The sequence below is a fragment of the Methanococcus maripaludis genome, assembly GCF_002945325.1.
Classification (GTDB): domain Archaea; phylum AGJL01; class Methanococci; order Methanococcales; family Methanococcaceae; genus Methanococcus; species Methanococcus maripaludis.
Genome location: NZ_CP026606.1, coordinates 640066 through 662982, shown reverse-complemented (window position 1 = coordinate 662982; position 22917 = coordinate 640066). Strand labels below are relative to the sequence as shown.

At 30.5% G+C, this 22917-nt stretch carries 31 protein-coding genes; 19 read left to right on the top strand and 12 right to left on the bottom strand.

All coding sequences use genetic code 11. The annotated features are described in order from the left end of the window. Nucleotides 1–9: 9 nt before the first annotated feature. From MMJJ_RS03535 to MMJJ_RS03510, 6 genes are all read right to left on the bottom strand, one after another. Nucleotides 10–888 carry a hypothetical protein gene (locus MMJJ_RS03535; protein WP_104837714.1) on the bottom strand — a complete coding sequence of 293 codons (879 nt, stop codon included), beginning with the start codon at nucleotides 886–888 and terminating at the stop codon, nucleotides 10–12. A gap of 133 nt (nucleotides 889–1021) precedes the next feature. Beyond that, nucleotides 1022–1849, bottom strand: coding sequence for a phosphate ABC transporter substrate-binding protein (locus MMJJ_RS03530; RefSeq protein WP_104837713.1), 828 nt, complete (start codon nucleotides 1847–1849; stop codon nucleotides 1022–1024). Between the two features lie 42 nt (nucleotides 1850–1891). Next, the gene (locus MMJJ_RS03525; RefSeq protein ID WP_104837712.1) at nucleotides 1892–3013 is read right to left on the bottom strand and encodes a double-cubane-cluster-containing anaerobic reductase; all 1122 of its coding nucleotides are present in this window, start codon (nucleotides 3011–3013) and stop codon (nucleotides 1892–1894) included. A gap of 225 nt (nucleotides 3014–3238) precedes the next feature. After that, nucleotides 3239–3553: a hypothetical protein gene (locus MMJJ_RS03520; protein WP_104837711.1), complete on the bottom strand. Its 315-nt coding sequence runs from the start codon at nucleotides 3551–3553 to the stop codon at nucleotides 3239–3241. Nucleotides 3554–3642: 89 nt separating this feature from the next. Continuing rightward, nucleotides 3643–4236: an acetate uptake transporter gene (locus MMJJ_RS03515; protein WP_011170292.1), complete on the bottom strand. Its 594-nt coding sequence runs from the start codon at nucleotides 4234–4236 to the stop codon at nucleotides 3643–3645. Nucleotides 4237–4363: 127 nt separating this feature from the next. Then, nucleotides 4364–5104, bottom strand: a complete 741-nt coding sequence (locus MMJJ_RS03510; protein WP_104837710.1) for an acyl-CoA dehydratase activase — start codon at nucleotides 5102–5104, stop codon at nucleotides 4364–4366. Nucleotides 5105–5303: 199 nt separating this feature from the next. Between MMJJ_RS03510 and MMJJ_RS03505 the strand changes: the two genes are divergently transcribed. Continuing rightward, nucleotides 5304–5933 carry a trimeric intracellular cation channel family protein gene (locus tag MMJJ_RS03505; RefSeq protein WP_181505237.1) on the top strand — a complete coding sequence of 210 codons (630 nt, stop codon included), beginning with the start codon at nucleotides 5304–5306 and terminating at the stop codon, nucleotides 5931–5933. Nucleotides 5934–6013: 80 nt separating this feature from the next. Here the strand turns inward: MMJJ_RS03505 and MMJJ_RS03500 are convergent, their stop codons facing one another. After that, nucleotides 6014–6847 carry a F420-dependent methylenetetrahydromethanopterin dehydrogenase gene (locus tag MMJJ_RS03500; RefSeq protein WP_104837709.1) on the bottom strand — a complete coding sequence of 278 codons (834 nt, stop codon included), beginning with the start codon at nucleotides 6845–6847 and terminating at the stop codon, nucleotides 6014–6016. Nucleotides 6848–7050: 203 nt separating this feature from the next. Here MMJJ_RS03500 and MMJJ_RS03495 point away from each other — a divergent pair, with 203 nt between their 5' ends. Further along, a complete protein-coding gene (locus tag MMJJ_RS03495; protein WP_011170317.1) occupies nucleotides 7051–7299 on the top strand; it encodes a hypothetical protein in 249 nt (82 codons plus the stop codon). 38 nt (nucleotides 7300–7337) lie between these two features. Here the strand turns inward: MMJJ_RS03495 and MMJJ_RS03490 are convergent, their stop codons facing one another. Then, nucleotides 7338–7868 (bottom strand): type II toxin-antitoxin system VapC family toxin, encoded by a 531-nt coding sequence (locus tag MMJJ_RS03490; protein ID WP_104837708.1) that lies wholly within the window; start codon nucleotides 7866–7868, stop codon nucleotides 7338–7340. 84 nt (nucleotides 7869–7952) lie between these two features. Between MMJJ_RS03490 and MMJJ_RS03485 the strand changes: the two genes are divergently transcribed. The 7 genes from MMJJ_RS03485 to MMJJ_RS03455 all read left to right on the top strand — a co-directional run bounded on the left by MMJJ_RS03485 (nucleotide 7953) and on the right by MMJJ_RS03455 (nucleotide 15285). Then, the gene (locus MMJJ_RS03485; protein ID WP_104837707.1) at nucleotides 7953–9326 is read left to right on the top strand and encodes a radical SAM protein; all 1374 of its coding nucleotides are present in this window, start codon (nucleotides 7953–7955) and stop codon (nucleotides 9324–9326) included. Nucleotides 9327–9539: 213 nt separating this feature from the next. After that, nucleotides 9540–10088: a hypothetical protein gene (locus MMJJ_RS03480; protein ID WP_104837706.1), complete on the top strand. Its 549-nt coding sequence runs from the start codon at nucleotides 9540–9542 to the stop codon at nucleotides 10086–10088. 8 nt (nucleotides 10089–10096) lie between these two features. Further along, entirely contained in the window at nucleotides 10097–10984 is an 888-nt protein-coding gene (locus MMJJ_RS03475) for a tyrosine-type recombinase/integrase (protein WP_104837705.1), read from the top strand. 21 nt (nucleotides 10985–11005) lie between these two features. Next, nucleotides 11006–12514, top strand: coding sequence for an Eco57I restriction-modification methylase domain-containing protein (locus MMJJ_RS03470; RefSeq protein WP_104837704.1), 1509 nt, complete (start codon nucleotides 11006–11008; stop codon nucleotides 12512–12514). A gap of 17 nt (nucleotides 12515–12531) precedes the next feature. Continuing rightward, the gene (locus tag MMJJ_RS03465; RefSeq protein ID WP_104837703.1) at nucleotides 12532–13461 is read left to right on the top strand and encodes a BsuBI/PstI family type II restriction endonuclease; all 930 of its coding nucleotides are present in this window, start codon (nucleotides 12532–12534) and stop codon (nucleotides 13459–13461) included. A gap of 120 nt (nucleotides 13462–13581) precedes the next feature. Further along, nucleotides 13582–14259, top strand: a complete 678-nt coding sequence (locus MMJJ_RS03460; protein WP_104837702.1) for a hypothetical protein — start codon at nucleotides 13582–13584, stop codon at nucleotides 14257–14259. A gap of 3 nt (nucleotides 14260–14262) precedes the next feature. Beyond that, nucleotides 14263–15285: a Kiwa anti-phage protein KwaB-like domain-containing protein gene (locus tag MMJJ_RS03455; protein ID WP_104837701.1), complete on the top strand. Its 1023-nt coding sequence runs from the start codon at nucleotides 14263–14265 to the stop codon at nucleotides 15283–15285. Nucleotides 15286–15363: 78 nt separating this feature from the next. Here the strand turns inward: MMJJ_RS03455 and MMJJ_RS03450 are convergent, their stop codons facing one another. Both MMJJ_RS03450 and MMJJ_RS03445 read right to left on the bottom strand, forming a co-directional pair. Continuing rightward, nucleotides 15364–15765: a hypothetical protein gene (locus tag MMJJ_RS03450; RefSeq protein ID WP_104837700.1), complete on the bottom strand. Its 402-nt coding sequence runs from the start codon at nucleotides 15763–15765 to the stop codon at nucleotides 15364–15366. Nucleotides 15766–15815: 50 nt separating this feature from the next. Continuing rightward, entirely contained in the window at nucleotides 15816–16364 is a 549-nt protein-coding gene (locus MMJJ_RS03445; RefSeq protein ID WP_104837699.1) for a hypothetical protein, read from the bottom strand. A 745-nt stretch (nucleotides 16365–17109) separates the two neighbouring features. Here MMJJ_RS03445 and MMJJ_RS03440 point away from each other — a divergent pair. Further along, a complete protein-coding gene (locus tag MMJJ_RS03440; RefSeq protein WP_104837698.1) occupies nucleotides 17110–17376 on the top strand; it encodes a hypothetical protein in 267 nt (88 codons plus the stop codon). Nucleotides 17377–17470: 94 nt separating this feature from the next. Here MMJJ_RS03440 and MMJJ_RS03435 read toward each other — a convergent pair whose 3' ends face one another. Then, nucleotides 17471–18796, bottom strand: coding sequence for a hypothetical protein (locus tag MMJJ_RS03435; RefSeq protein WP_012193442.1), 1326 nt, complete (start codon nucleotides 18794–18796; stop codon nucleotides 17471–17473). 115 nt (nucleotides 18797–18911) lie between these two features. Further along, the gene (locus MMJJ_RS03430; protein WP_012193441.1) at nucleotides 18912–19277 is read right to left on the bottom strand and encodes a winged helix-turn-helix domain-containing protein; all 366 of its coding nucleotides are present in this window, start codon (nucleotides 19275–19277) and stop codon (nucleotides 18912–18914) included. 136 nt (nucleotides 19278–19413) lie between these two features. Here MMJJ_RS03430 and MMJJ_RS09425 point away from each other — a divergent pair, with 136 nt between their 5' ends. The 9 genes from MMJJ_RS09425 to MMJJ_RS09295 are packed head-to-tail and all read left to right on the top strand — an operon-like array spanning nucleotide 19414 to nucleotide 22913. After that, complete coding sequence (locus MMJJ_RS09425; protein ID WP_244901562.1) at nucleotides 19414–19623, top strand: DUF2080 family transposase-associated protein; 210 nt, start codon at nucleotides 19414–19416, stop codon at nucleotides 19621–19623. Then, nucleotides 19624–19899 carry a hypothetical protein gene (locus tag MMJJ_RS03420; protein WP_104837696.1) on the top strand — a complete coding sequence of 92 codons (276 nt, stop codon included), beginning with the start codon at nucleotides 19624–19626 and terminating at the stop codon, nucleotides 19897–19899. After that, nucleotides 19892–20329, top strand: coding sequence for a hypothetical protein (locus tag MMJJ_RS03415; protein ID WP_104837695.1), 438 nt, complete (start codon nucleotides 19892–19894; stop codon nucleotides 20327–20329). Before MMJJ_RS03420 ends, MMJJ_RS03415 begins: the two co-directional genes overlap by 8 nt. Before the next feature lie 3 nt (nucleotides 20330–20332). After that, on the top strand, nucleotides 20333–20749 hold the full coding sequence (locus MMJJ_RS03410) for a hypothetical protein (protein WP_104837694.1): 417 nt from the start codon (nucleotides 20333–20335) through the stop codon (nucleotides 20747–20749). Beyond that, on the top strand, nucleotides 20742–22082 hold the full coding sequence (locus MMJJ_RS03405) for a hypothetical protein (RefSeq protein ID WP_104837693.1): 1341 nt from the start codon (nucleotides 20742–20744) through the stop codon (nucleotides 22080–22082). The genes MMJJ_RS03410 and MMJJ_RS03405 overlap by 8 nt, the downstream gene beginning before the upstream one ends. Further along, entirely contained in the window at nucleotides 22075–22311 is a 237-nt protein-coding gene (locus tag MMJJ_RS03400) for a hypothetical protein (RefSeq protein WP_104837692.1), read from the top strand. The genes MMJJ_RS03405 and MMJJ_RS03400 overlap by 8 nt, the downstream gene beginning before the upstream one ends. Nucleotides 22312–22322: 11 nt before the next feature. Further along, the gene (locus tag MMJJ_RS09300) at nucleotides 22323–22496 is read left to right on the top strand and encodes a hypothetical protein (protein ID WP_158658969.1); all 174 of its coding nucleotides are present in this window, start codon (nucleotides 22323–22325) and stop codon (nucleotides 22494–22496) included. Between the two features lie 12 nt (nucleotides 22497–22508). Continuing rightward, nucleotides 22509–22733 carry a hypothetical protein gene (locus MMJJ_RS03395; RefSeq protein ID WP_104837691.1) on the top strand — a complete coding sequence of 75 codons (225 nt, stop codon included), beginning with the start codon at nucleotides 22509–22511 and terminating at the stop codon, nucleotides 22731–22733. A 24-nt stretch (nucleotides 22734–22757) separates the two neighbouring features. Then, nucleotides 22758–22913, top strand: coding sequence for a hypothetical protein (locus MMJJ_RS09295; RefSeq protein ID WP_158658968.1), 156 nt, complete (start codon nucleotides 22758–22760; stop codon nucleotides 22911–22913). Nucleotides 22914–22917 lie beyond the last annotated feature (4 nt).

Below are 22917 nucleotides of genomic sequence, written 5' to 3'. Positions count from 1 at the left end.
TTTAAATAATTATTCGAGGCTGAGGTCAAATAGTCTCCATTCTCCATTATTATCTCGGCCATTTTTAAAGTATACTCGTGCTTCTTCAATATTATCAGGAATATCTTCAAATAACCAGTAACCTTTTACTGAACCTAAAGCAGGGATTTTGGAAACATTATTCAAAGAACCGCCAGAGGTAAATGGATATTCTTTAGTGCCCGAATACACCATAACTTCTGAAGGTGTGAAATCTTTTGGCTGTCCGTATTTATTTTCTATTTTAAGGTCTACACGGAATATTTTTTTAGATTTTTCTCCAGGTATTGTGTAGAATCCGCTTCTCAATGCAGTTATTTTAATATCGTCAAGTTCGTACGAATCTCCGCTTTCAACTGCATTTTCAAGGAATTCCTGTTCAGCAATGTTTAAAATTTCTTCTTCAGTAAGGTATGGGATTTGAATCGAGTTTGTAATTTTATTTATAACATTACCCGTTTTTGAAGTAAATATTACTTCAGCATACCCTGATTCAGTCATTCCTTTTTCAATATCCCCTAATGAAACAATAAGTGTATATTTACTGTTGGTTCCTGCTTTTGATGGGTCAACAACGTATTCTTTTTCAAAGATTTTGTTATCATACTCATCATATATTGTTAATTTTGCAGTACCTGTTGTAGTTACAAGTTTATTTTCCGCATCGTTAAAAATTAACGTGAATTTCAATGAATCGTCAGTTTTTGCAGCGTAAAATGTACCAATATATTCTGCGTCATCAGAAACAATATTTTCATCACCAGAATCAACTTCATCGAGTGCTTGATCTCCACTATCTGTTTCTGTGCATCCGCATAGCAACAGAAGAGATATCATGCAAAAAACTCCGATAACAATTTTTTTAACCATAATATATCCCCTTTTAAAATTTACAGTTTAGACTATTGAATTTAAATTATTTTAAATTTTTGAATTGTTATGAATCATTAAAAAAAGAGTCACTAATTACTACTAAAAAAATAGAAAAATAAAAAGGTAAATTTTAATTTACTGGTAAAAATCCATCGTTTTTCACGATTTCTTGACCTTTTTCACTTAAAACATATTCGATGAATTTTTTAACATTTTCGTCAGGTTCCCCTTTTGTAAGCAAATTTAAAGGCCGATATATGGTATAAAGCCCTTCTTTAACATTTTCTTGAGTGGGATCTATTCCATTGAATTTTACAGTATTGATCGACTCATCAACGTATCCTATTGAAACGTATCCTATTCCGTTTTCATCTAAAGAAACTTTTGATTTCATTTCTCCATTCGATGCGACCATCAGTGCTTTTTTAGAGATATTGCTTTTCAAAAGTCCTTCTTTCCAGAAAGTATCTCTTGTACCGCTATCTTCTTCTCTGGTGTATACATTTATAGTATGGTCACTTCCACCAACATTTTTCCAGTTAGTAATTTCACCAGAATAAATTTTTTGTACCTGTTCAGTAGTTAAATCCGAAATATTATTTTCATTGCTTGTAATTATTGCAATTCCATCAAGACCAATTTTATAAACAGTAATATCATTATAAAGTTCTTTTTCTTCAGATTTTAAGTTTCTTCCTGCCATTCCAATTGTTAAATGGCCCTCACCAGTTTCTTTAACTCCAAAACCAGAACCGCCACCTGTAACTTCTATCTGGACATTATTATTTTCTAACATATATTCTTTTGAAATATCTTCGATTATTGGTATTAATGCAGTTCCACCTGCCATTTTAATTGTAACTGGCTCTGAAACTTCGCCAGAATTATCCATACAGCCGCTGAAACAGGATATTGAAAGTAACAATACCAAAAACAGCGCTATTTTTTGAAAGTTCAAAATACCACCTGAAAAATTAAGAAAAAAATAATTTTTAAATCATTAAATCATTTCAACAAATGCTTCAATTCTTGTTTTTAACTGTTCTTTATCGCTTTCTGAGTAGTCAGTTTCTACTCTAATGATTGGAATTCCTGCTTTTTTGAGTTCTTTTTCAATTAAAGCACCTTCCACGTTAAATGTGTGGCAGTACTGGAGGGTGTAGTATACAACACCGTCAGCGTTCTGTTCTTTTACAAGTTCTTTAATTCTTTCAATTCTTTCTTCGTTGCTGAATTTGCATGCACAAGGGATTTTAAAGTACCTGTCAGCTAATTTTTCAATCGTGTATCCTTCAACGTAGTTTTCATACTGTCTTGTTCCAGTACAGCTTTCTTCTCCAACAACTACTGCACCTGTATCTTCAATGAGTTCAGGGATTTTCGTGTTTCCTGCAACCATTGGACAACCTGCAATTAAAATTCTTTTTCCGGAATATCCTTCGCCTTTTTTAACTCTTTCTTCAAGTTCTTCAACTAAATCTTCAAGAACTGATTCGATAGTGTTTATGTCTAACAGATATGAAAGTTGGAATAATTTTAAAGAATCTTTTCCATTTATCGGGGATGGATTGTTTGCTCTTAATTCGTAAATTTTGTAAAAAAGCTTTCTTACATTGTTCACTTTATCGATAGCTTCTTTTAATTTTTCTTCAGTAATTTCGTTTCCGGTTTCTTCTTCAATTAATTTTTTCAACTCTTCAACTTCAGCAAGCCACAGTTTTGCAGATCTGTCGTCTCTAAAGTGTGGTAACTGCATTATGTGGAGTTTGGTCATTTCAGCGAGGTGTTCAAACATTTTTTTCTTTCCATCGCACGTAGTTTCTCCAATTATCACGTCAGATGCTTCAATGTACGGGCAAGCTTTGTCTTTTTTAAATCCAAATGATGATTTTATCAAAGGACAGATATTTCTTGGTAAAATTTCTTCTGCTGATGGTATTGTACTTTCTTTTCCACCGCAAAGCCCTACAGGAACTGCATTAGCTGCTAAAATTAATTCTGTTGGAACAAATGTACAAAATAATCCAAATACTTTTCTTCCTTCATCTTTTTGGCCGTATAATTCATTTTTTCTGCCTGCGAATGCTTCGCTAATTTTTTTTATGGATTTTAGTTCTTCCATTATTTTCACCATTTTTAATTGAAAGTTAGTTATTAGATTTATTAATGATACGGCATTTAGCCAAGGTTTACCTTATCTATAAGCTTTTATTTATAAAATATAAACGTATCTATTAAATTAGTTAATGGCAAATATACGATTAGAAAGATTAAAAATAACGATAGTACCTCGATAAAAACTTAAAAAACGAAAAAATCCAAAAAATAATTCAAAAAAGTTAAAAATTTAAAATTTAGTGAACTGTTTTACCTTTAGAATATATGCATTGCATAGATACCCAACCCAAGGGACAATTGCAACAAGAAATAATTCTTTTGAAGATAAACTACAGTTAATAATTCCATTTTTAATAATTCCAAAATTGTTTGCTGAACAAACCAGCTCTATATCTGGATCCATAAATAATAGTCGGTAATATGCTAAAATTATCAAAATAGATCCAAAAACAAAAGAAACAGATTTTCCAAGTCTTATTTTAGTTACAAAAATCCATAAAACAAGTTGACTTATAATTAAGATTAGAAATAATTCCCCATTCATAGATATTCCCCCAAATATTTGAATGCACAATATTAATTTTTTAAAATCGCTTATATATAATTAAGCTAATCGAAAAAGAACAATGAAAGTTAAGGTTTTTTAGTTACAGGGAATATTGGGAGCACTGTTTTTTGATATGTTTCATTTAAAACTTCTGCAAATCCAGTATAGATTGCAGAAGATCCGCAGATTATTCCTACCAGTCCTGCAACACGAGTTACTGTTAAATTTCCAGTAATATCTCCTGTTGCAAGTAATAAGAATAATATTGTAAGGGTTCCAAATACAAATTGAAGGGCCCTGTTTGTTTTGAATGTTCCAAAAAACATTCCTAATGTGAATAGTCCCCATAAACCTAAATAAAATGCCATTTCAAGGGGTGAAGGTGCATTTCCAAGTCCTAATTTTGGTAACGTTAAAATTACGACAAGACTGAGCCAGAATAGCCCATATGATGTAAATGCTAATGTTCCAAACGTATTTCCTTTTTTCCATTCCATTATTCCGACGATTACCTGTGCTAATCCTCCGTAACATATTCCCATTGCAAGAATCATCGAGCTAAGTTCAAATAACCCAATATTGTGTAAATTTAACAACACGGTCGTCATTCCAAAACCCATGAGTCCAAGTGGGGCAGGATTTGCACTTGTATCAAATATTGTCGTGTACTTTTCTTGCATGGTTTTACCTCAATCTATCATGATTAATCATTATAGATTCTGGTATATATTCATATGGTTATTAAAAATGATAAACATGCAATTTGAAAAATAAAAATATACTAAAAAATTAAAAAAACAATGAAATTTAAGGTTTTTCCAAAGCCATAATACAGGCTCCAACTGCGCAAACAATTTGCGGTTCTTCCGGAATTAACAGTGTTTTTCCAAGGTGTTTTTCAAGTACTTGAATTAAAATTTTGTTTTTAGCAACCCCTCCACTAAATACAATATTTTCAAGCTTCATTCTTTTAACCATTGGAACGATTCTATTTGATATACTGTCATATATTCCCATTATAATTTCTTCTTTGGGTATTTTTTTAGAAAGGAGGGATATTATCTCACTTTCCGCAAAAACAGCGCACATGGAGGATATTTTTGCATAATTGGTAGAGGAATATTCATTTAATTCTTTATCTAAATTTAAAATATCTATGCATTTTTCTAAAAATTTTCCAGTTCCAGCAGCACACTTGTCCGATAGAATAAAATCGACGACCTGTCCATCTTTTAGTTTTAAAACTTTGCTGTCCTGTCCTCCAATATCAATTAATCCATCAGCATCTTTAAAAAAATAGTTTGCACCTTTTCCAAGGGCAATTACTTCTGGAACAACCTTATCTGCAAAAGATATTTTATGCCTTCCGTAACCTGTCGCAACAGTTTTTTCGATATTTCTTCCTTTTTTAAATTCTTCAACCATTTTTAAAACGTCACTTTCCTCGATTACTACGCCCAAATCTTTTATTTTATAATCTATTATTTCATTATTTTCCATCAGTACAAATTTTGTTGTAGTTGAACCTATATCAATACTTAAAATCATTTTTACACCCGAGTAATAATTATAATACTTCGCAAATCTTTGAATATTATTTTTCATCATTTTTTAAGTTTAATACTATTTAAAATCATTATAATTATAAATTTATCAAGTATATTATATGTTACAGGTATACGGGCATTAAAAATATATAACTGCAATGCTTTGAGTGTATTTATCATTTAAAACACGTGGAAAAAACATGATTACAGAAAACATATTTTTTATAATGAATATAATCGGTCTTTTAGCATTTGCAGTAGTTGGCGCATTAAAAGGAATTAAAAAAGGCTTAGATTTACTTGGAATAATAGTTCTTGGAATTATGACTGCACTTGGCGGGGGAATTACAAGGGATTTACTTGTAAATACAATTCCCTATGCATTAAGATCTCCAAACGATATGGGTGTTGCATTAATTGGAGTATGGTTTGCAATAGTAATTTTTAAGGTTTTTAATGAGGATGTAAGCAACAAATATATCATACAAGTTCCCGATGCAGTTGGCCTTTCTGCATTTACAACAACAGGTGCAATGATTGCATATAACTTTGATGTATCATTTTTTGGAATAATTATACTTGCAACGTTAACGGGAGTTGGTGGTGGAATTATAAGCGATATATTGTTACAAAAAACACCTTCTGCATTAACCGAAGACTTTTACGCAAGCTGTTCGATAATTGGAGCAATTGCATTTTATTTGGCTATTTTATCAAACTTAAGTCTTGAGACGAGTGCAGTTATTTGCAGCATCGTTGTTTTAATGATTAGAATTGTTGCAATGCTGTGTAAATGGAGCCTTCCAAAATTTTACAGCGAACAAAAATAATATCTATAAAACATCTAAAATTTTTTTAAAAATCAAAAAAAGAGAAATGGTTTGGTAAATTTTTTAATTTAAATGTAAATTTATTCTGGTTTTGTCATTAATTTACATTTGTTTAAGATTTTTCCGTCGCCTGCGTGAGGTTTTCTTGAAACAGCGTCTGTTGCTTTTTCTAACTCTCTAGCTTCGTCAACTAATTTTGCAGCGTATCTTATTGTTTCGTGTGCGGATGCAACGATTGGGATGTATTTTTCCATTTCTTTGGTCATGAAACATCCTTTAACATCAATATCTGCTACTTTTTCAGCCATTACAAATGCAGCCATAGCTTTTGCTTTTGCGTATGGGTTTGCAAAGTCCATTGCTTCAACTGCTTTTTGTTCGGTGATTACGATTTTTGGTAATGGTATTTCTTTTCCTTCTTCAACTGCAAATACCATATCATCAATAGCGTTTTGTACAACTCTTAAAGCACCGGTTCCAGCTAAAACTCTGATTACATCAGCATTGAACATTGCCATTTCAACAGGGTCTAAGAACTGTCTTCTAGCACCGATCATAGGGTCGCATTTGATTAAAACGTATCCGAGTCCTTCTTCTGCCATAGCGTCTTTGTCTTTGATACCTGGTGCGTCACCAATGATAACTGCAGGGATTCCGCCAGCGCTTAAGATTTCTCTAGCTTTTTTTGGACCTGGTGCAGCAGGATTTGGACCAATGTATACAATGAAGTCTGGTTTTATTTCTTCAACCATTTTTTTAGCAACTTCTTCTACTTGTTCAGGGCCCATTTTAGCTCCGCTACCTAAAACTCTAACATCAATGTCGTTTCTGTCAGCTCTTTCGTCTAAGCAAAGATCAACTACAGGGGACATTCCTATGTTTCCACATTTTAAAATACCTATTTTTACAACCATTATATCACCGAAAGATATTATTTCCTTTCCGTATTACCTTTGAATTCAGGGGCATATATTAATTGCTATTTGAAATCTTTATTACCCGTATTAATAAGTGTAATTACAGAATTATGGTGGTAAAAAATAAAGGTATAAATAATGCCAAATACAGATATAAGAGCGTAAAAGAGATTTAATTTATTCAAACGGAGGGGAATTTTATGGACGACTTCGAAAAAATAATTAATTCATTAAGTGACAAAGAAGTAATACTTCGCGTGGACTTAAAACAGAATATAAAAGTTATTAACTTTAAAATTGGTTCGATGGACATAAATGGGGAACTTGGAATCAGTTTCAGAAGCATAAACCCTGAAAAAAAAGCAGAAGAAATTCCTGAAAACATCATAGAAGTTCCCGAAGAAGTAAGTGAAGCTGCAGAAAAAGTCGAAGAAAAATTGAAAATTTAATGTCAATTTTAAATTAAAAAAATAAAATTATTATATAATTAAAATAATTTTTTTGGCTTTTTCTTTTTATCATAAAAATTCTTACCTTTTTTAAGTCTATTTTTTACCATTTTTCGATAAAGCGGGCTTCCGCAGACTTCGCATTCATCATCAAGGTAATTTATCGGATACATCTTTTTACAGCCTTTACAGATTTTTTTCCAGATGAAATCATCTTTTGAACCAGCTGAAACGATATTTTCGTAAACAATTTTTAATTTTTTTGAAACATTCTGAAGGCCGTAATCGTCAGTATACAAAATTCCGCCAAGGTCGATTGCAAGCGCAAGTATTTCGATATCATTGTTTGAAATGGTGTCGCCAGTTTCTATTGAAGTTTTGACTACTTTTTCAATCGTTTCGGGTTTTGGATCGAGTATTTTTAATTTTCCGTATTCAATTGCCAATTTTACAATATCCTCTTTTGAAACGACTTCTGAAACAATTCCGTTTGTAGTGTAGTGCTCTCCTTCTTCAATTGATGGATTGTATCCATGTATAAATGCTGAAGCATCGAGTATTTTTATCATAAAATCACTTTTTAACTAATCAAATATAGTTATATTATATGGATACTTACTACTTTTACATATTTAAAAATCTCCGGTGTAAATGTGACGAGAAATGCAAATAACAATAATAAGGAATGCGAAAAGTGTTGGATTTTTGATTTAAATCAATTTAGAATGATTACCGATTCAATATTAGACGAAAATACACTTGTTCTTGAAATAAACCAAAATTACGAAGTAAGCGTTTTGATGGATTACGACGTATCACTTGAAAACGGAATTTTAACTTTCAAAGATTTTGTAAATGATAATTCTAAATCTGCAACAGTGCTTACCGGTTCATTGAAAACAGGAATATTGAATAAAATGTCTCAGAGCATTTCAGAAGGACTTTTAAATAAAACTACAAACCGGAGAACTTACTATATCACAGAACCAACGCCTTTAATCGGACATACTGCATTTGGGCTGATTGATAGGGGAACAAATGTAATTCAAGTAAGGGGGCTTAGCGGGTGTAATATAAGCTGCCCGTTCTGTTCTGTTGATGAAGGAATTCACTCAAAATCTAGAAAAAACGACTATTATGTTGATATGGATTATTTAGTTTCGGAATACGAAAAAATTGCAGAGTTTAAAGGATATACAAAGCTTGAAGCACACCTCGATGGACAGGGGGAGCCTTCACTATACTATCCACTTCCCGACTTAGTTCAAAATTTAAACGAAATAAATTCGAAAAACAAAGGAATAGTTTCAATTCAAACAAACGGGGTTCATTTAACCGAAAAACTAATTGATGATTTAGAAGTTGCAGGACTTCACAGAATTAATCTTTCAATCAATGCAATGGATGAGAAATTCTCAAAAGGGCTTTCAGGAAGCAAAAATTACGATATTGAAAAAATTATGGAAATTGCAGAGTACATAAAAAATTCAAAAATTCACCTGTTAATTGCACCACTTCTACTTCCAAATTACAATGACGAGGAATTTAAAAAAGTGCTCGATTTTGCAGTTGAATTAGAACAAAAAACTCCTCAAACCACGATAAACCCGATAACAAACAAGAAAAATCCGATTGTAGGTCCACAATTATGTTTAACTTACCAATTTGGAAGAAAAATTCCAAAAATGAGAGTTTGGGATTTTCCAAAGTTTTACAATCTTTTGGATGTTTATCATAAAGAATATTCCAAAAAAGGAATAAACGTGGATTTAGAAGTTCCATTACACGGATTTTTTGGAAGTCACAGCAGGAAAAGACTGCCATGCCCATTTAAATTAAATGAAACGATTTCTGTAACCGTTTTAATGGACGGACGGGTTAATGGAGAAGTTATAGGTGCATCAAAAAATCGGGTAATTCAAATAATCGACTGTAAAACAGACGTAAATAAATTGATTGGAAAAAGGGTAAAAGTAAAAGTTCTCCGCGTAAAAGACAACGTGATTGTTGGTTCAATGGTAAAATAATTAACTTTTTAAATTTTTTAATATATCGGAAAATAAAGCAACTCTCAGTAACCCTGTATTCATCATTTCTTTAATTTGCAACTAATACTACAAATTAAAGTCAGCAGGGATGACAATCATCATCGAGTGGTTTATATATTATATTAATATATAATTAAATATTCATTTCATCCAATATATTAAACAGGATTTGATATATAAAGGGGTGGTTTTTTGGCTGTACTTTTGCAAGTATATTGTACTGATGATAGTGAACGTAAAAAGTATCAAGAGATGGCAAAAGAAAAGGGTTTTTCAAGTGTTGGATCATATGCAAAATTTTGCATGAACATGGTAGATAGAATTTATGAAAAAGGTAACGAAAGTACCGATTCAAAATTAGATAAAATTATCTCACTTTTAGAAAATGCACAATTTGCAACAAAAGAATCAAACGATAAAGTTACAACTGCTTTACAAGATCTATCTGATTATTTAGTATCAATTTATACTGATACTGAAATTCAAGATATGTACGTAAAAATTAAGGATTATTTAAGAAGTAAAGATGACGATGTATGGACAGCTTGGGATGAAATTCTTGTTGTACTAAATTATGCAACTGATGATCGTAAAATTAACCTTTTCAAATATATTTTAGCAAATCATAGAGAATTTGGGGCCACTGTAGAGCAAAGAGTTGAAGACGGTAAAGTATATTTTAGACTTAGGGAAGTAATGCTTCCAATGGGTGAAGAATACGAAATAATTACTAGAAATTAAGGGATACCATGGATGAATCTTCAGAAAAACTTGTTGAAAAATTCTTAAAATTTCATTCAGGTCACAGTCAAAATACTGTAAAATACTATAAATCCGGTTTAAAGGCATTTACAAGATATTTTGACGAAAATAAAACCTGGGAAAATATCACAATAGAAGATGCAATAAACTTCTATAATGGATATAACAAAGCCGAAGATGGAAGGCCTGTAAATAAGAATACTAAAATCAAAAGATTAAATGATGTTAATCGATTTTATGAATGGGCGGTAGAACATCAGTATTTATTTAAAAATCCAGTGAAAACCTTTGTAAAAACTCTCAAATTTGAAAAAAAGGAGAGATTGAATTTAAGTGAAAAACAAGTTCAAACAGTTTTAGCAAAAGTAATGGACTATGATTATTATGTTTACACACTATTTCTTTTAAAAACGGGTGTTAGGATTTCTGAATTTCAAAACATACTTTTAAATGATGTAGATTTAGAAGACCGCTCAATTTACATTCGGGATGGAAAAGGCGGAAAAGATAGATATGTATTTATCGATAACGAACTTTTAGGATATCTTAAAAATTATATCGAATACAGAGAGAATTTAAATTTAAAAACAGACTGCTTTTTTGTAACTAAGAATGGTAAAAAGGTTACAAATTACGCAATAGATAAATTTAGAGACTATTTAAAGGAAGTTACAAAAGATAAAATTCCTTTTGATGTTACTCCACACGTTTTCAGGCATACCTTTGGAACTTTAGCCTGTGAAGATGAAATGAACTTGATTGTTCTTTCAAAAATAATGGGTCATTCAAACTTGAATACTACTTCGGGATACGTTCACTCGAACAAGGAATCAAGGAAAAAAGAGTATTTACGAGTTATGAATAATAAGAAATGATTTTTAAAATGGGGTCTAATTATGCAGGAATCACTTGTAAATGAAGTCCAAGAATACACGAATAAATATTTGGAAAAGAAGTCTAAGAAAGATAGGAAGAAAATAGGCCAATTTTTTACACCTGCAGCTGTTGCCGACTTTATGGCTAGTTTATCCGGCGACTATGAAAATTTTGAAGAATTAAATATTTTAGATTGTGGTTCAGGCACCGGTATTTTAGCGACAGCACTTGTTGATAAATTTAAAACCCATAAAAATTTAAAAAGACTCCATATTGATCTTTATGAAGTAGATTCTGATGTTTTACCCATTTTAACTAAATCAATGGAATATATTAAACATAAATTAGAAAATTCGCCCATAAAATTCACATATAAAATTATACATGGCAATTTTGTAACATTGAATGTAGATAACTGGAATTCAGACTCTGTTGGGCGTTACGATCTTGTAATCTCTAATCCACCTTACAAAAAAATAAGCAAGTCTTGCGAAGAAGCTGTAGCTATGAATTCTATTGTGCACGGTCAGCCCAATATTTATTTTTTATTCATGGCAATGGCTTTAAAATTGTTAAAGGAAAATGGAGAGTTCATATTTATTAATCCAAGAAGCTTTACATCGGGTCTTTATTTTAAAAAATTTAGAACATGGTTCCTTGAAAATGTAAATATTTCTCGAATACATTTGTTTGTTTCAAGGAAAAACGTGTTTGGAAACGATCAGGTATTGCAGGAAACAATTATTTTAAAAGCTGTAAAATCAAGATTAAATGAAGATATGATGTGTATTTCAGAAAGTACAGATTCTGATTTATCCAAAAATATTTTTCAAATTTACATGCCTTATGATACAGTAATAACGAAAAATGAAAATAAATTCATATTGTTACCTACAAACGAAGAAGACGTAAAAATCATGAATTTAATGTCAAACTGGAAGTATAATTTAGTTAAACTAGGATATAAGTTAAAAACCGGGCCTGTAGTCGATTTTCGATCATTAGAATATTTAAAAAATGAACCCTCGAATGAAACTGTTCCTCTTTTGTGGTTACATAATTTTAATGACGGATTAATAAGATTTCCAGTTACAAAGGACGGAAAACCCCCGTATATTTTGAATAATTCTGAATCTAAAAAGTTACTTTTGAAAAATAAGGATTATTTATTATTGAAACGGTTTACTTCAAAAGAAGAGAAAAGAAGGCTTCAAGCTGCAATTTATTCTTCAAAAGAATTTAATTATCCACAGATTGGATTTGAAAATCATCTTAATTATATTGTGAAAGAATCAGGTAATATGGAATTAAACGAATTATTTGGTCTCTATGCTCTCTTTAATTGTGATATCTTAGATAAATATTATAGAATTGTAAATGGATCTACTCAGGTAAATGCTACAGAAGTAAATTCAATGCCTCTTCCCGAAAAAGAACTCATTGTCAGAATTGGAGACTTAATTCTAAAAGAAAATGATTTAAGTGTTGATAAATGTAATGATATTGTCAATAATATATTTAATATCTAATTTTGTGGAAGGGTAGTATGGGAAAGTTAGACGAAGCTTTAACTATTTTAAAGAAATTTGAGCTTCCAGTGAAGCAGCAAAATAATAGAAGTGCATATACTCTTTTAGCACTTGCAAATATCCAAGAAAACAGTGATTGGAAAGATTCAGAAGATAATTTAGTTAGAATTCATGATATTTTATTGTTTATTTCTGAAAATTATGGATATACTTATGCTGAAAATAGCAGGGAAACAATAAGGCGGCAGACAATACACCAGTTTGAACATGCTGGAATTGTTGAAAGGAATCGAGATGATCCAAAAAGACCTACAAACAGTGGTAAAACAGTTTATTCCTTAACTCCTGAATTTTTAGAAGTTTTAAAAACATACGAAACTGATGATTTTGAAAAGTCTGTTGAATGGTTTTTAGAGAATAAAACTTCACTTTCTGAAAAATATCAGGGAATTAGGGAAATTCATAAAATTTCAGTTAAAGTTGATGATACGGAACTTGAATTTTCTTCTGGAGAACATAATGAATTACAAAAAGAAATTATTGAAGAATTTGGACCTAGATTTGCAGGTGGTTCAAAAGTTCTTTATGTTGGGGATACCGCACATAAAAACCTTTATAAATTGGATGAAGAACTTGAAAAGCTTGGAATTCCAATGACTAAACATGATAAGCTTCCAGATGTTGTTTTGTATGATGAAAAGAATAACTGGATTTATTTAATTGAAGCAGTTACTTCTCATGGCCCAGTTTCAGATAAACGGTACTATGAACTTGAAGAAATGCTTGAAGACTGTAAGTGTGGAAAAATATATGTGAGCTGCTTTAGGGATAAAGCTACTTTCAAAAAATATGTTGCAGATATTGCATGGGATACTGAAGTTTGGATTTCAGAAAATCCTGATCACATGATACACTATAATGGGGATAGATTTATCGGTCCTCGATAAATTAATGCTATCTTAAAATTATTTTTACAATCGTACAACTAATTCTTAAAATATTACGTCATGAAAACTATCATATATATGAAGAGATAAAGACCTCTTCGGTACAATTTAGGTGTTTTCATGGGGACTGAGGGGAAAAATCAAAAAAATCGTTGGGATAAACTTATAGGCTGGAGTATAGGCTGGACCATAAATACCGGTTTATTCATGTTTTCTTATTTGCCATTATTTCTGATATTTTCCGCAATTTATTTTACAGAAACGTGCTCTTGTATAGAAATGCCGTTTATAAACTGTACTTCCACAATTCCACAAACTGTGGGTATGGGAAATGTTTCAATTCCTTTAACTATTGGAATAGTTTTTATTATTGTATTTTTTACTCCTACATTGATATTTTGGGCTTTATTTTGGTATTGTACAAGAACTACTTCTGCAAAAGAATATGTGGTGGTAGATTTTGAAAATCGTACAAAAGATGCGCTGGATTATTTTGTGCCATATATGATTGCATTTATGGGATTTGATTTATGTAAATTCACAAATATTTTAGCTTTTATATTATTTTTAGGAATTATGCGTTCGGTAGCAATTTCTACTGATTTAGTGTTTATAAATCCTGTTTTAACGTCTTTTGGATACAAAATGTATCGTGCATCCATTAAAAAAGGAGCCAATATGTCACCAAATCCTAAAACTTATTCAGATGCTTTGATAATCACTAAAAAAGATCTGAAAATCGATGATAAATTACAATTAAAACATATGTATGGAAATAATATCTTTAAAGAAGTGTAGATTATGGAAATAAATGTCGCTACTATATTAAAAATGCCTGATATATACAAGATGTTAAAAGACGAAAATCTTAATTTGGGTAATATAACTTTGAATTTTGTAGAACGAACTAAAAAGAAAGAATTGATAACACATAAAATTTGGAGAACAGAATTTAATTCAAATCACGCAATAGAGCAGGAATTATTGAAAATTGCCCAACTTGAAGTGGGAATTCGATGTGGTGATGAATATTTTTACCCAAAATATTCTCCAATGGCGAAATATGATAAAAAAGTTATTGAAGTCATGTCTGCAGAAGATATTCCCCATTTTGAAGATATTTATGATAAAACTTACGGGGATCCCGAGTTTTTAAATAGCAATGCATTAAAAAACATAAAAAAAATTTGGGGATATATTGTAACCATTGATATCTTTGATAACAAAAAAGAAATATCTAAAAATTTGATATTTATTAAAAAACATTCTCCTCTTAAATTGCTTGGAAAAGGCACTTTAAACATGGTATTTAATAGAAATAATGGTAAATTCGATAAAATCGAAGATAGTATTTTTGCACTTGAAGATAAATTTGATGGAATGATTTATAAGGGTAAAGAGATGGCTTCTGAAGATATCTCTGAAATTATGTATGTATTTAACAAAAATGGTATTGAATTATTTTTTGATTTCCATGAAGGATACAAAAAAGAAATTGATGATAAAAAAGATAAATTGGTTGAGCAAAAAATTATCGATAAAGATAATCTTGAAGTACTGGTAAGTTTATCCAAACGTAATAAAGATCTTACTAAAAAATTTGCTACGGTATTGAATACTAAAAGTTACAAAACTTGGGATCATAATTCAATATCTGATACAAAATCGGAATTTAAATTAGATGAAATTGAATTTGATGAGAATGATAATTTAATAATTAATAGCAAAAACTATGCTACAGTTATTAAAATACTGGATGATGATTATCTGGAATCTAAACATTCGGGAAATAAATATGAAACTCACTCTAAGGTAAGAGTTTAATTTACCTAATTTTAATTTTTAGAATTGAATAATATTTCTTTTTTCAATCAATTTAAAAAAAGTAATTTAAATCAAAATTTATTCAAAACTCCAATTTCCAAAATAATCTATTTTACAGTCTTTTCCGTCTTGATAGCACTCGCTTTCAAATGTTACAAATACTGGAGTATCCTTTTCAATTGTATTTTTTAAAATTGCATCGTCTCTTAATGCATTTCCTGCCCGATTCATCCATTTAACCTGTTCATCATACGTTAAATTTCTAAATTTATCGGTAGGTGTAACAATTAACCTTAAAGTTCCGTTTTCATCCATTTCACCGCTTGTTCCATTAAAATATTCACTATTTGGATGGTATGAAAACCTGATTTCTTCTATATTAACGTCATGAGAATAGTTGTAAATTGCATCTTCTATAAAAGGACTGAATGCTGAGAGAATTACAACTATACAAATGAGCATTTTATGTGGGCCGTCCATTTTATCCACCAGATAACTGTAAAAATTAAAAAAATAATTAATTATTTGGATTAGTTTAATATTTTAAATACATCTTTAGCTTCTTTTATTTCATAATCGTTTAAAACACTAGGGTAGAGTGAATTATATTTTATTTCTTTTAAAGGCATTAAGAAAATTTGTTCTGGTTTTTCAGGAGTTCCACCTAACCCCATTGCAACAAATACGGAAATTTCATTTTCTTTTTCATATTCTCTGTATCTGTCAGCTTGAGCTTTATTTTTAGCCCAGCTAAAAGCCCCTTTATATAAACTGCTTCTGTATTTGCATTCAACACTAAAAACACTATCTGTTTTTTTATTTTTAAACTGTAAATCCGGGTTTAAATCACTTTTAACAAATCTGCCATTTGCAGAATCCGGATTATGTGTCATTTCAAGTAAGTCAAAGTCCTTTTCTGAAAATATGTCCAAACAACATAATTCAAAAGCTGTTCCCTTTTCAAATGATGTTGGATCTTTTTTAATTTCTTCTCTAATTTCATCGATTTTTTCAGATCTTGATTTTTTAGTAAATGCATCCATAAGTTTTGAAACTGCTGATTTGATAATTCCTAACATATACTCCCCTCTTTTTTAAATCAAATGGATATCCATTTATTAAAAATCGTATATATAATTTTATAATTATGTTGTAAATTTAATGTTAAAACCAGAATGGCAAGTTTAATATTTTATCGAAGAATAATTATTTTAATTGAATTTAATGAGGGTAATATGCTTTAAATTAAAAAAGAAGGCTATTTTTTGAATTTTTAATCTACTTTACATTTTACGATAATATTTAAATAACTCTTTTTTTAATTAGATTGGGGTTAAAAGTAGATTACTGCAAAAAGCATTATTCATATGCAATTTAGCAGTTATTGAAAAAAGCTCTATCGTCTTGTTTAGTTTAGTATATATAGGGCACTAAAGACAAGTATATAAATTATTAACATAATATTTATCTTATCAGAAAATCAAATACCTATAAAATTATCTAAAAAAGGTATTTACATCAGAGGTGATGCCATTGTAAAAAGACATATTCTGATATGCGGATTTTGATCGATCCCGTATATCTCTTTTTGAAAATTTGTATTTATACATTACTCATTAGTTTTCATTATATTGGGGACTAATTACGCCTAATTTTGTTGTTTAACAAGTTAGCGAAGCTTATACTTAAAATAAAGGAGGTTATTTAATGACGAAAAAAACGACTCTGATAATTAGAAAAAATAAAAAGATTGGAACGGTTACACGAACAAACAAAGAAACTATCGTGAAATATAATAAAAAGAAGTAAATGACGGTGAAAAAAATGAAATTATTTAAAATTGAAAATGAACATGATACTAAATATATTGAATTGGAAAAAGTTTCAAAAGTTCTTATTGGTAAATTAAATAATGAAAATAAGTGTAATGTCAAGTTTTATCTTTCAGAAAATAGCCAGTCAGATATATGCACGTTGTCAGAAAAAGAACTTAAAACATTAACAGACATTCTTGAAAAAAATGTAGTAAATTCTGTTAAAAGTGAAACTAATAAGCTCCGAGTGTTGCCTAGATCAGCGTTAGGATTATAATTTTTAAAATTATATTCTCTTTTCTTTTTTCAATCAATTTAAAAAGAGTAATTTAAAATTTAATGGGAATGGTTATTAAAATTTAAAAATGGGGTTATTTTTCTGAAATTTCCCCTTTCCAATTATTCTTTAATTCTATGACATGTTCAATGGTCTTTTGAATGTTTTCTAAATTATCACCATTTTTGGTTAAATATTCATAAATTGTTCTTATTTCGTTAAGGGAATACGAATTTAACTCATTTATTAAAAATTCAATCAGATTATCAACACAGTATTTTAATGCATTTCTATCGTATTGGGAAATAGATCCGCCTTCATGAATAAAATTGTTTCTAACATTATACAGATTTTCAATAACGTGGGCATATAATGGATTTCTTTCATTAAATAATGCTTTTGAAATTTTAGGGATCATGTCATGTTTTCCTATATCGGACACCATTGTTGCTCGTTCCAATGCCACCCATAAATTAAAAAATGAATCCGTCTTTTTATCTTGATAAACCCCGCAAGCATAGTTTGTAAATATTTCTTCTAGTTTTTTTTGAATATCAGGATGTTTTGAATTATAGAATTGGATTAAATAATTTAATTCTGTTTCATAAAACTTTTCAATAGGTATAATACAGTCTTTTGGTATTCTTTTACGGGTTATGTCTCCCACAAATACAGTAACAAATTGGGTACCTATTGTTTCTATCATTATTTGCGGATATATTGGGAATATGGCTTCGGTTGGGCCTTTAAGTGTTCTGTAGCTTGAATTTTTGGTAATAACATATGCAACCATGCCAATGAATAAATTTTGAATTTTACGTGCAGTTAGGCATGCATGGGCATCTGTTTGACTATTAACAGTTATTTTTAAAAATTCACTTTCTTCGAAATTCACATTTATTTCACATTGTGAGTCTATTTCATGGGCTTTTTTGATACTTTCGTTTAATTTTGGCTGATTTATAATTCCTTTTATCGTTCTATGTTTCACAATTTCTGCACAAAAATTTCTACATTTTATTTTTTCAATGGTGAATTCAGTTTTTAAATTTAGTGGAATGTACATTTCATACAGGGTATGCTGCTTAAACTCACTTTTTAACGATTTAATTTTTAAATCAAGAATATTTTTGAATTCATTATAATTATTCAAGTTTTTAGTTTTTAGTTCAGTTAAAACATCAAGAATAAGTTCAAAATTGTTAATATCACTTGAAATCATCGTACAGTATTTTAAATCCGTTATTTTTTTAGAAATATTTTCATCTTTGAGTAATTCACAATTTAATAATGATAAATAAGTTTCAAATTCAAAAAGGCTTTTATTTTTTCTAATTTTGAGCTTATTTTCATCAATATAAGTTAAATCTAAAATTTTGTTAATAATTTTAGACATTTCATTATCTGGAAGTTTTCCCATTTCCCCACCTTTAATAAAATTTCCCTCAATCAATAAACATAAATAACTTAAATATAATTATTGAATAACCCTTTAAACTCTCAAAAATAAAATCTATAATTAATAGTAACCCTTATTACTTTTTTACGTTCAAATTTTGAATATTGTTTGCGATAATTCCATGATTATTTTCAACATTGATATTTACGTTTCCAGACTCTTTTTCTTTTAACATTTTGTCTTCTTTTTGATATATTTCAATAGCAATCTTACCGAGATTGGTTAAACTATAATAATTCTTAGGTATTCTTCCGTCTTCGTCTGTTTCTTCGGTTCTTTTGTTTACAAGACCTTCTTCCTGTAATTCAGATATAACTCTGCTTAAATTACTTTTTGGTTTATCTAATTCTTTATGAATTTGCCCGAAATATAACTCGCCATATTCGTTCAAAAGCATTAAAATTTCTTTTGCATTGGATTTGGATAAAATTTTCAGGAACATTTTTTCCCCTTTTTAAGTTCCATAATTATTCAATGTTGTATTTTATGTTCCCATTTGAATAAATTATAATATTATCAATATACTGCCCGTTACTATTTTTGGAAACATTTATATAGATGGATATCCACAGTTATTATTGTTACCAATACTGGAAACGGTTAATTATTTGGTAACAAAAATACCCTCCCTCATAAAATTTTCAAATAAAAAAGAGGCGATAATGAAAGAAAAAACAATCATAAAACAGGTAAAACCCTCCGGAAACACCGGACACGTAACAGTACCTAAGAGCTGGATAGGTAAGAAGGTTATAATCAAAATTCAAGGTGAAAACAAGGATGATTAAATGTATCCTGAGCTTCCAAAGACCTCGAAAATAAAAGAATATACTGTAGTCATGAGACGGCAGCAAGAAAACTGCAATGTAACAATTTACGATTCAAAATTTAACAAAATATCGAACAATTACATTTTAAAAAATCAGTTCTATGTAAAAGATGATTTCTCAGAAAGAGTCTACGAACTAAAAACAAAATCAAACAGTCTCAAAGAAGGGGATAAAATTCAAGTCTACTTCGAAAACGGAGACTACAAAGTAAAAAAGGTTGATAAAAATGGCTAAAATCACAGAAGATAAAGCTACATTTTACGGAAAAATTTTCAAAGGAAACGTCCAGTTAACCGTTGAAAAAGGTCAGAAAAAAGAAGGTAACAATTACGTTTACGACGAAGACAAGGAAGGAAAAGTAACACTATTCCTCGACCAGGTAAAAGACTTCAAAGACAAACAGACTGGAGAGGTAAAATACATTGTAAATCTGCCAATTGGATTATTAAACGAATTAATCAATGCTAAAAATTCGAATGAAGAAGGATTCGGAAGTATGTTTGATAAATGTGTTGCAAACGGTAAAGTTTGGGAAATCGTAAGCATGATTCGAAAAGGAAGTTCTGAAAACACTGTAAAAGGCTATGTAAAAGATTTAGGACTTTCAGAAGAAGTTATCGAAAAAGCATACGCCATTGTCAATGAAAAATCTCAGGAGGCTTAAATCATGTCTGTAATGGACTTGAATAATTTACCAACTCCTGAAGGAATAAATTTAGGTTATTCAATCATCACATCTTACCCCCACATTTCAGTGAAGGAAGACGATGCAAGAGTAATTCATTCTTTTGACCCCAAAAGAACAGGATATGTTCATATTCAAAGTTATGCGAACTGTCCTTCAAGAGAAAACTCAAAAGAAGTTTTTTTAACCCATATGGATTTTAAAAATGCAGTAAAAGGGTTTGAAACTAACAAAAACTTTAGAAATTCGATTCTTGAAGGTGCTAGAAGAAACGCAATTGACGAACTTATCAAAGTAAAATCTACTGGAGCAGGATTTTCAACTGTTCAAATGTATGGAAGGGATTTAGAACTCGATGATAAAACTATCGAAGCTGTTTTCGGTGGAGAATATGTATGAAACGTTCTGTCCTCTTTCCGATAAGTACGTTGAAAACCCGAAAAGAAGAATCCTGATTGATCGAGTTTACATAACTTTACAAATTCCTTTTCTCTGGTCGATTCTTGGAAACCACTTTAGAAAAGACATTTATGAAGATTTAAACCACAGATTTCCCCAGTTTGTTAAAAGAATGGTGGAAAAAAGCGGAACTAAAAAGACTGCGACATTTCATTTTCAAGTTCCAACTGAAATGAGAAGCGGAAAACCAGTAGAAGAAGACTTGGACGGAAAAGAGGTTGCATCAATCGCAATATCCATGAAAAGCCCCCATATTGCAAGGGGTTATTTTAACATGAACCGTGTTTACCTCTTAAAAAAAGGCATCGATCCTTATGAAGATTCATTTCGGGATGATAATGTTCTTCCGATATGGGTTGAAGAAGACGACAAAGGAACTCTCTTAAAAGAGTATTGTAGGTTGTTCTGCGAAAGAATCGAAGAATTCAAGTTCGAATATATTCATTACCTGAAAAATGCTTTTGGACTCGATGTTTTAGAGCTTGCAAGAAAACTCGGTAAAATGGAAGACCTTTACAGTCTCGTGGATGTTTCCGTTCAAAGTGCTGAAATTGATATTGAATGGTTAAATTGCGAATCTTTACAATTCCAGTTTATTACGGATGAACGAAAGACGAACCACCTCAAAGTGTACGGAGATTTAACTCAAACTGAATATTATACTACACCAAGTGCAAGAAACCCGATACAGTGGAAAAGATACCAAAAAGGGGCAGGAATCAACAGGCACGAGTTTACGTGGAATGGAGATATTTCTAGAAAGTGGCTTGTTGGAGACCCTGAACATCTTTACCATTCTATAATACACGGAGTTCACCAGTCATATAAACATTTTGGGTACAATTTTGAGAATTTAAAGCCGTTGCAGTTGAAAGGGGAAAGTGTTGTTCAAACATGTGCTGAATGGTGGCACGTTTCCCTTGACCTTGCGAAAACTATACTTTTTGGAAAAGCTTATTCATTAACTTTTGATTTCCACACAAAAGGACTTCGAGAGCGATTAATGGCTAATAATTTGATTGAACCACTTGAAAAAGAATTGGGCGGAAAAAGAGGCGTTTACCGTTGGAATGATACGGTACAGGGAATGAGATTATTTTATCAAGGTGTTTACCGCTGTGAATGTGGTTCTTTAATGCGTTACGATTCTCACCAATACCGGCACATCTGTGAAAAATGTGGAAAAATTGACGACTATTCAAGATTTTCAATTGGAAATGAACAGTTTGAAGTTATCGGTTTTAAATCGTTAGGGGATGCGAAAAATGGCTAAAAAACATTTCAAAAATAAAAAAACTCGAAAAAGAAATTTTTCTAAAGAAAATGCAGAGTTACAATCAGTTATCAAGCAATTGAAAGAAAAAGGCGAAATTAACAAAAATGTCCTTGCTGTTGTGAGTTCTACTGGTAAATGGCTTTGTATTCATGCCAATAATGAAGAAAAAACCGTAATTTATCATAATTGTATGATAATGGGCGATAGATTTAGAATTGAAGTTTAAATGGTGGTGAAATGCGATATTATTTAGGATTAAAACGTTATGATGGTGAAATTGAAATATTCTGTCTTCACGAGTCCAGTTTACCGCCCTTACTATTCAATGTTACGGTTGAAGAATTTAGGGAAAAAGGTGTGAAACTCATTGAGATTTCAAAAGAACTTTTTGAGGAAATAAAGAGCGTTTAAAATGGTGGTGAAATGCCTGAAATTAGAACTAGAGAAGAATTCTTGAAAGTTATGGATGAAAATCGACTTTGGGGCGGTTGGATGTTAGCCCTTGAAGATGGCTCCATGAGTGGTGCTGAAAGTTATCAGGAACAGAAAGACACCGCTGAAACATATAAAGAAAGATTTCCTGATTGGGCAGAAGAAATAATTAAAGAAGCTGAGCTGGTGAAAAATGCAGAAGAAAAATCGGTTTAGACGAAAGTTAAGGAGGGAAATTCAATGGAATCGAGCGAAAAACTTGAAGAATACAAGAGAATTACCGATGAACAACAAAAACTCCAGTTTGAGTTAATAAAAGAAGGTGTTCCTGTTGAAGTTTTAAATCGGATTTTTAATGATGCACGTTCTAAAAATTCGCATATTCCATATATGTAGGTGA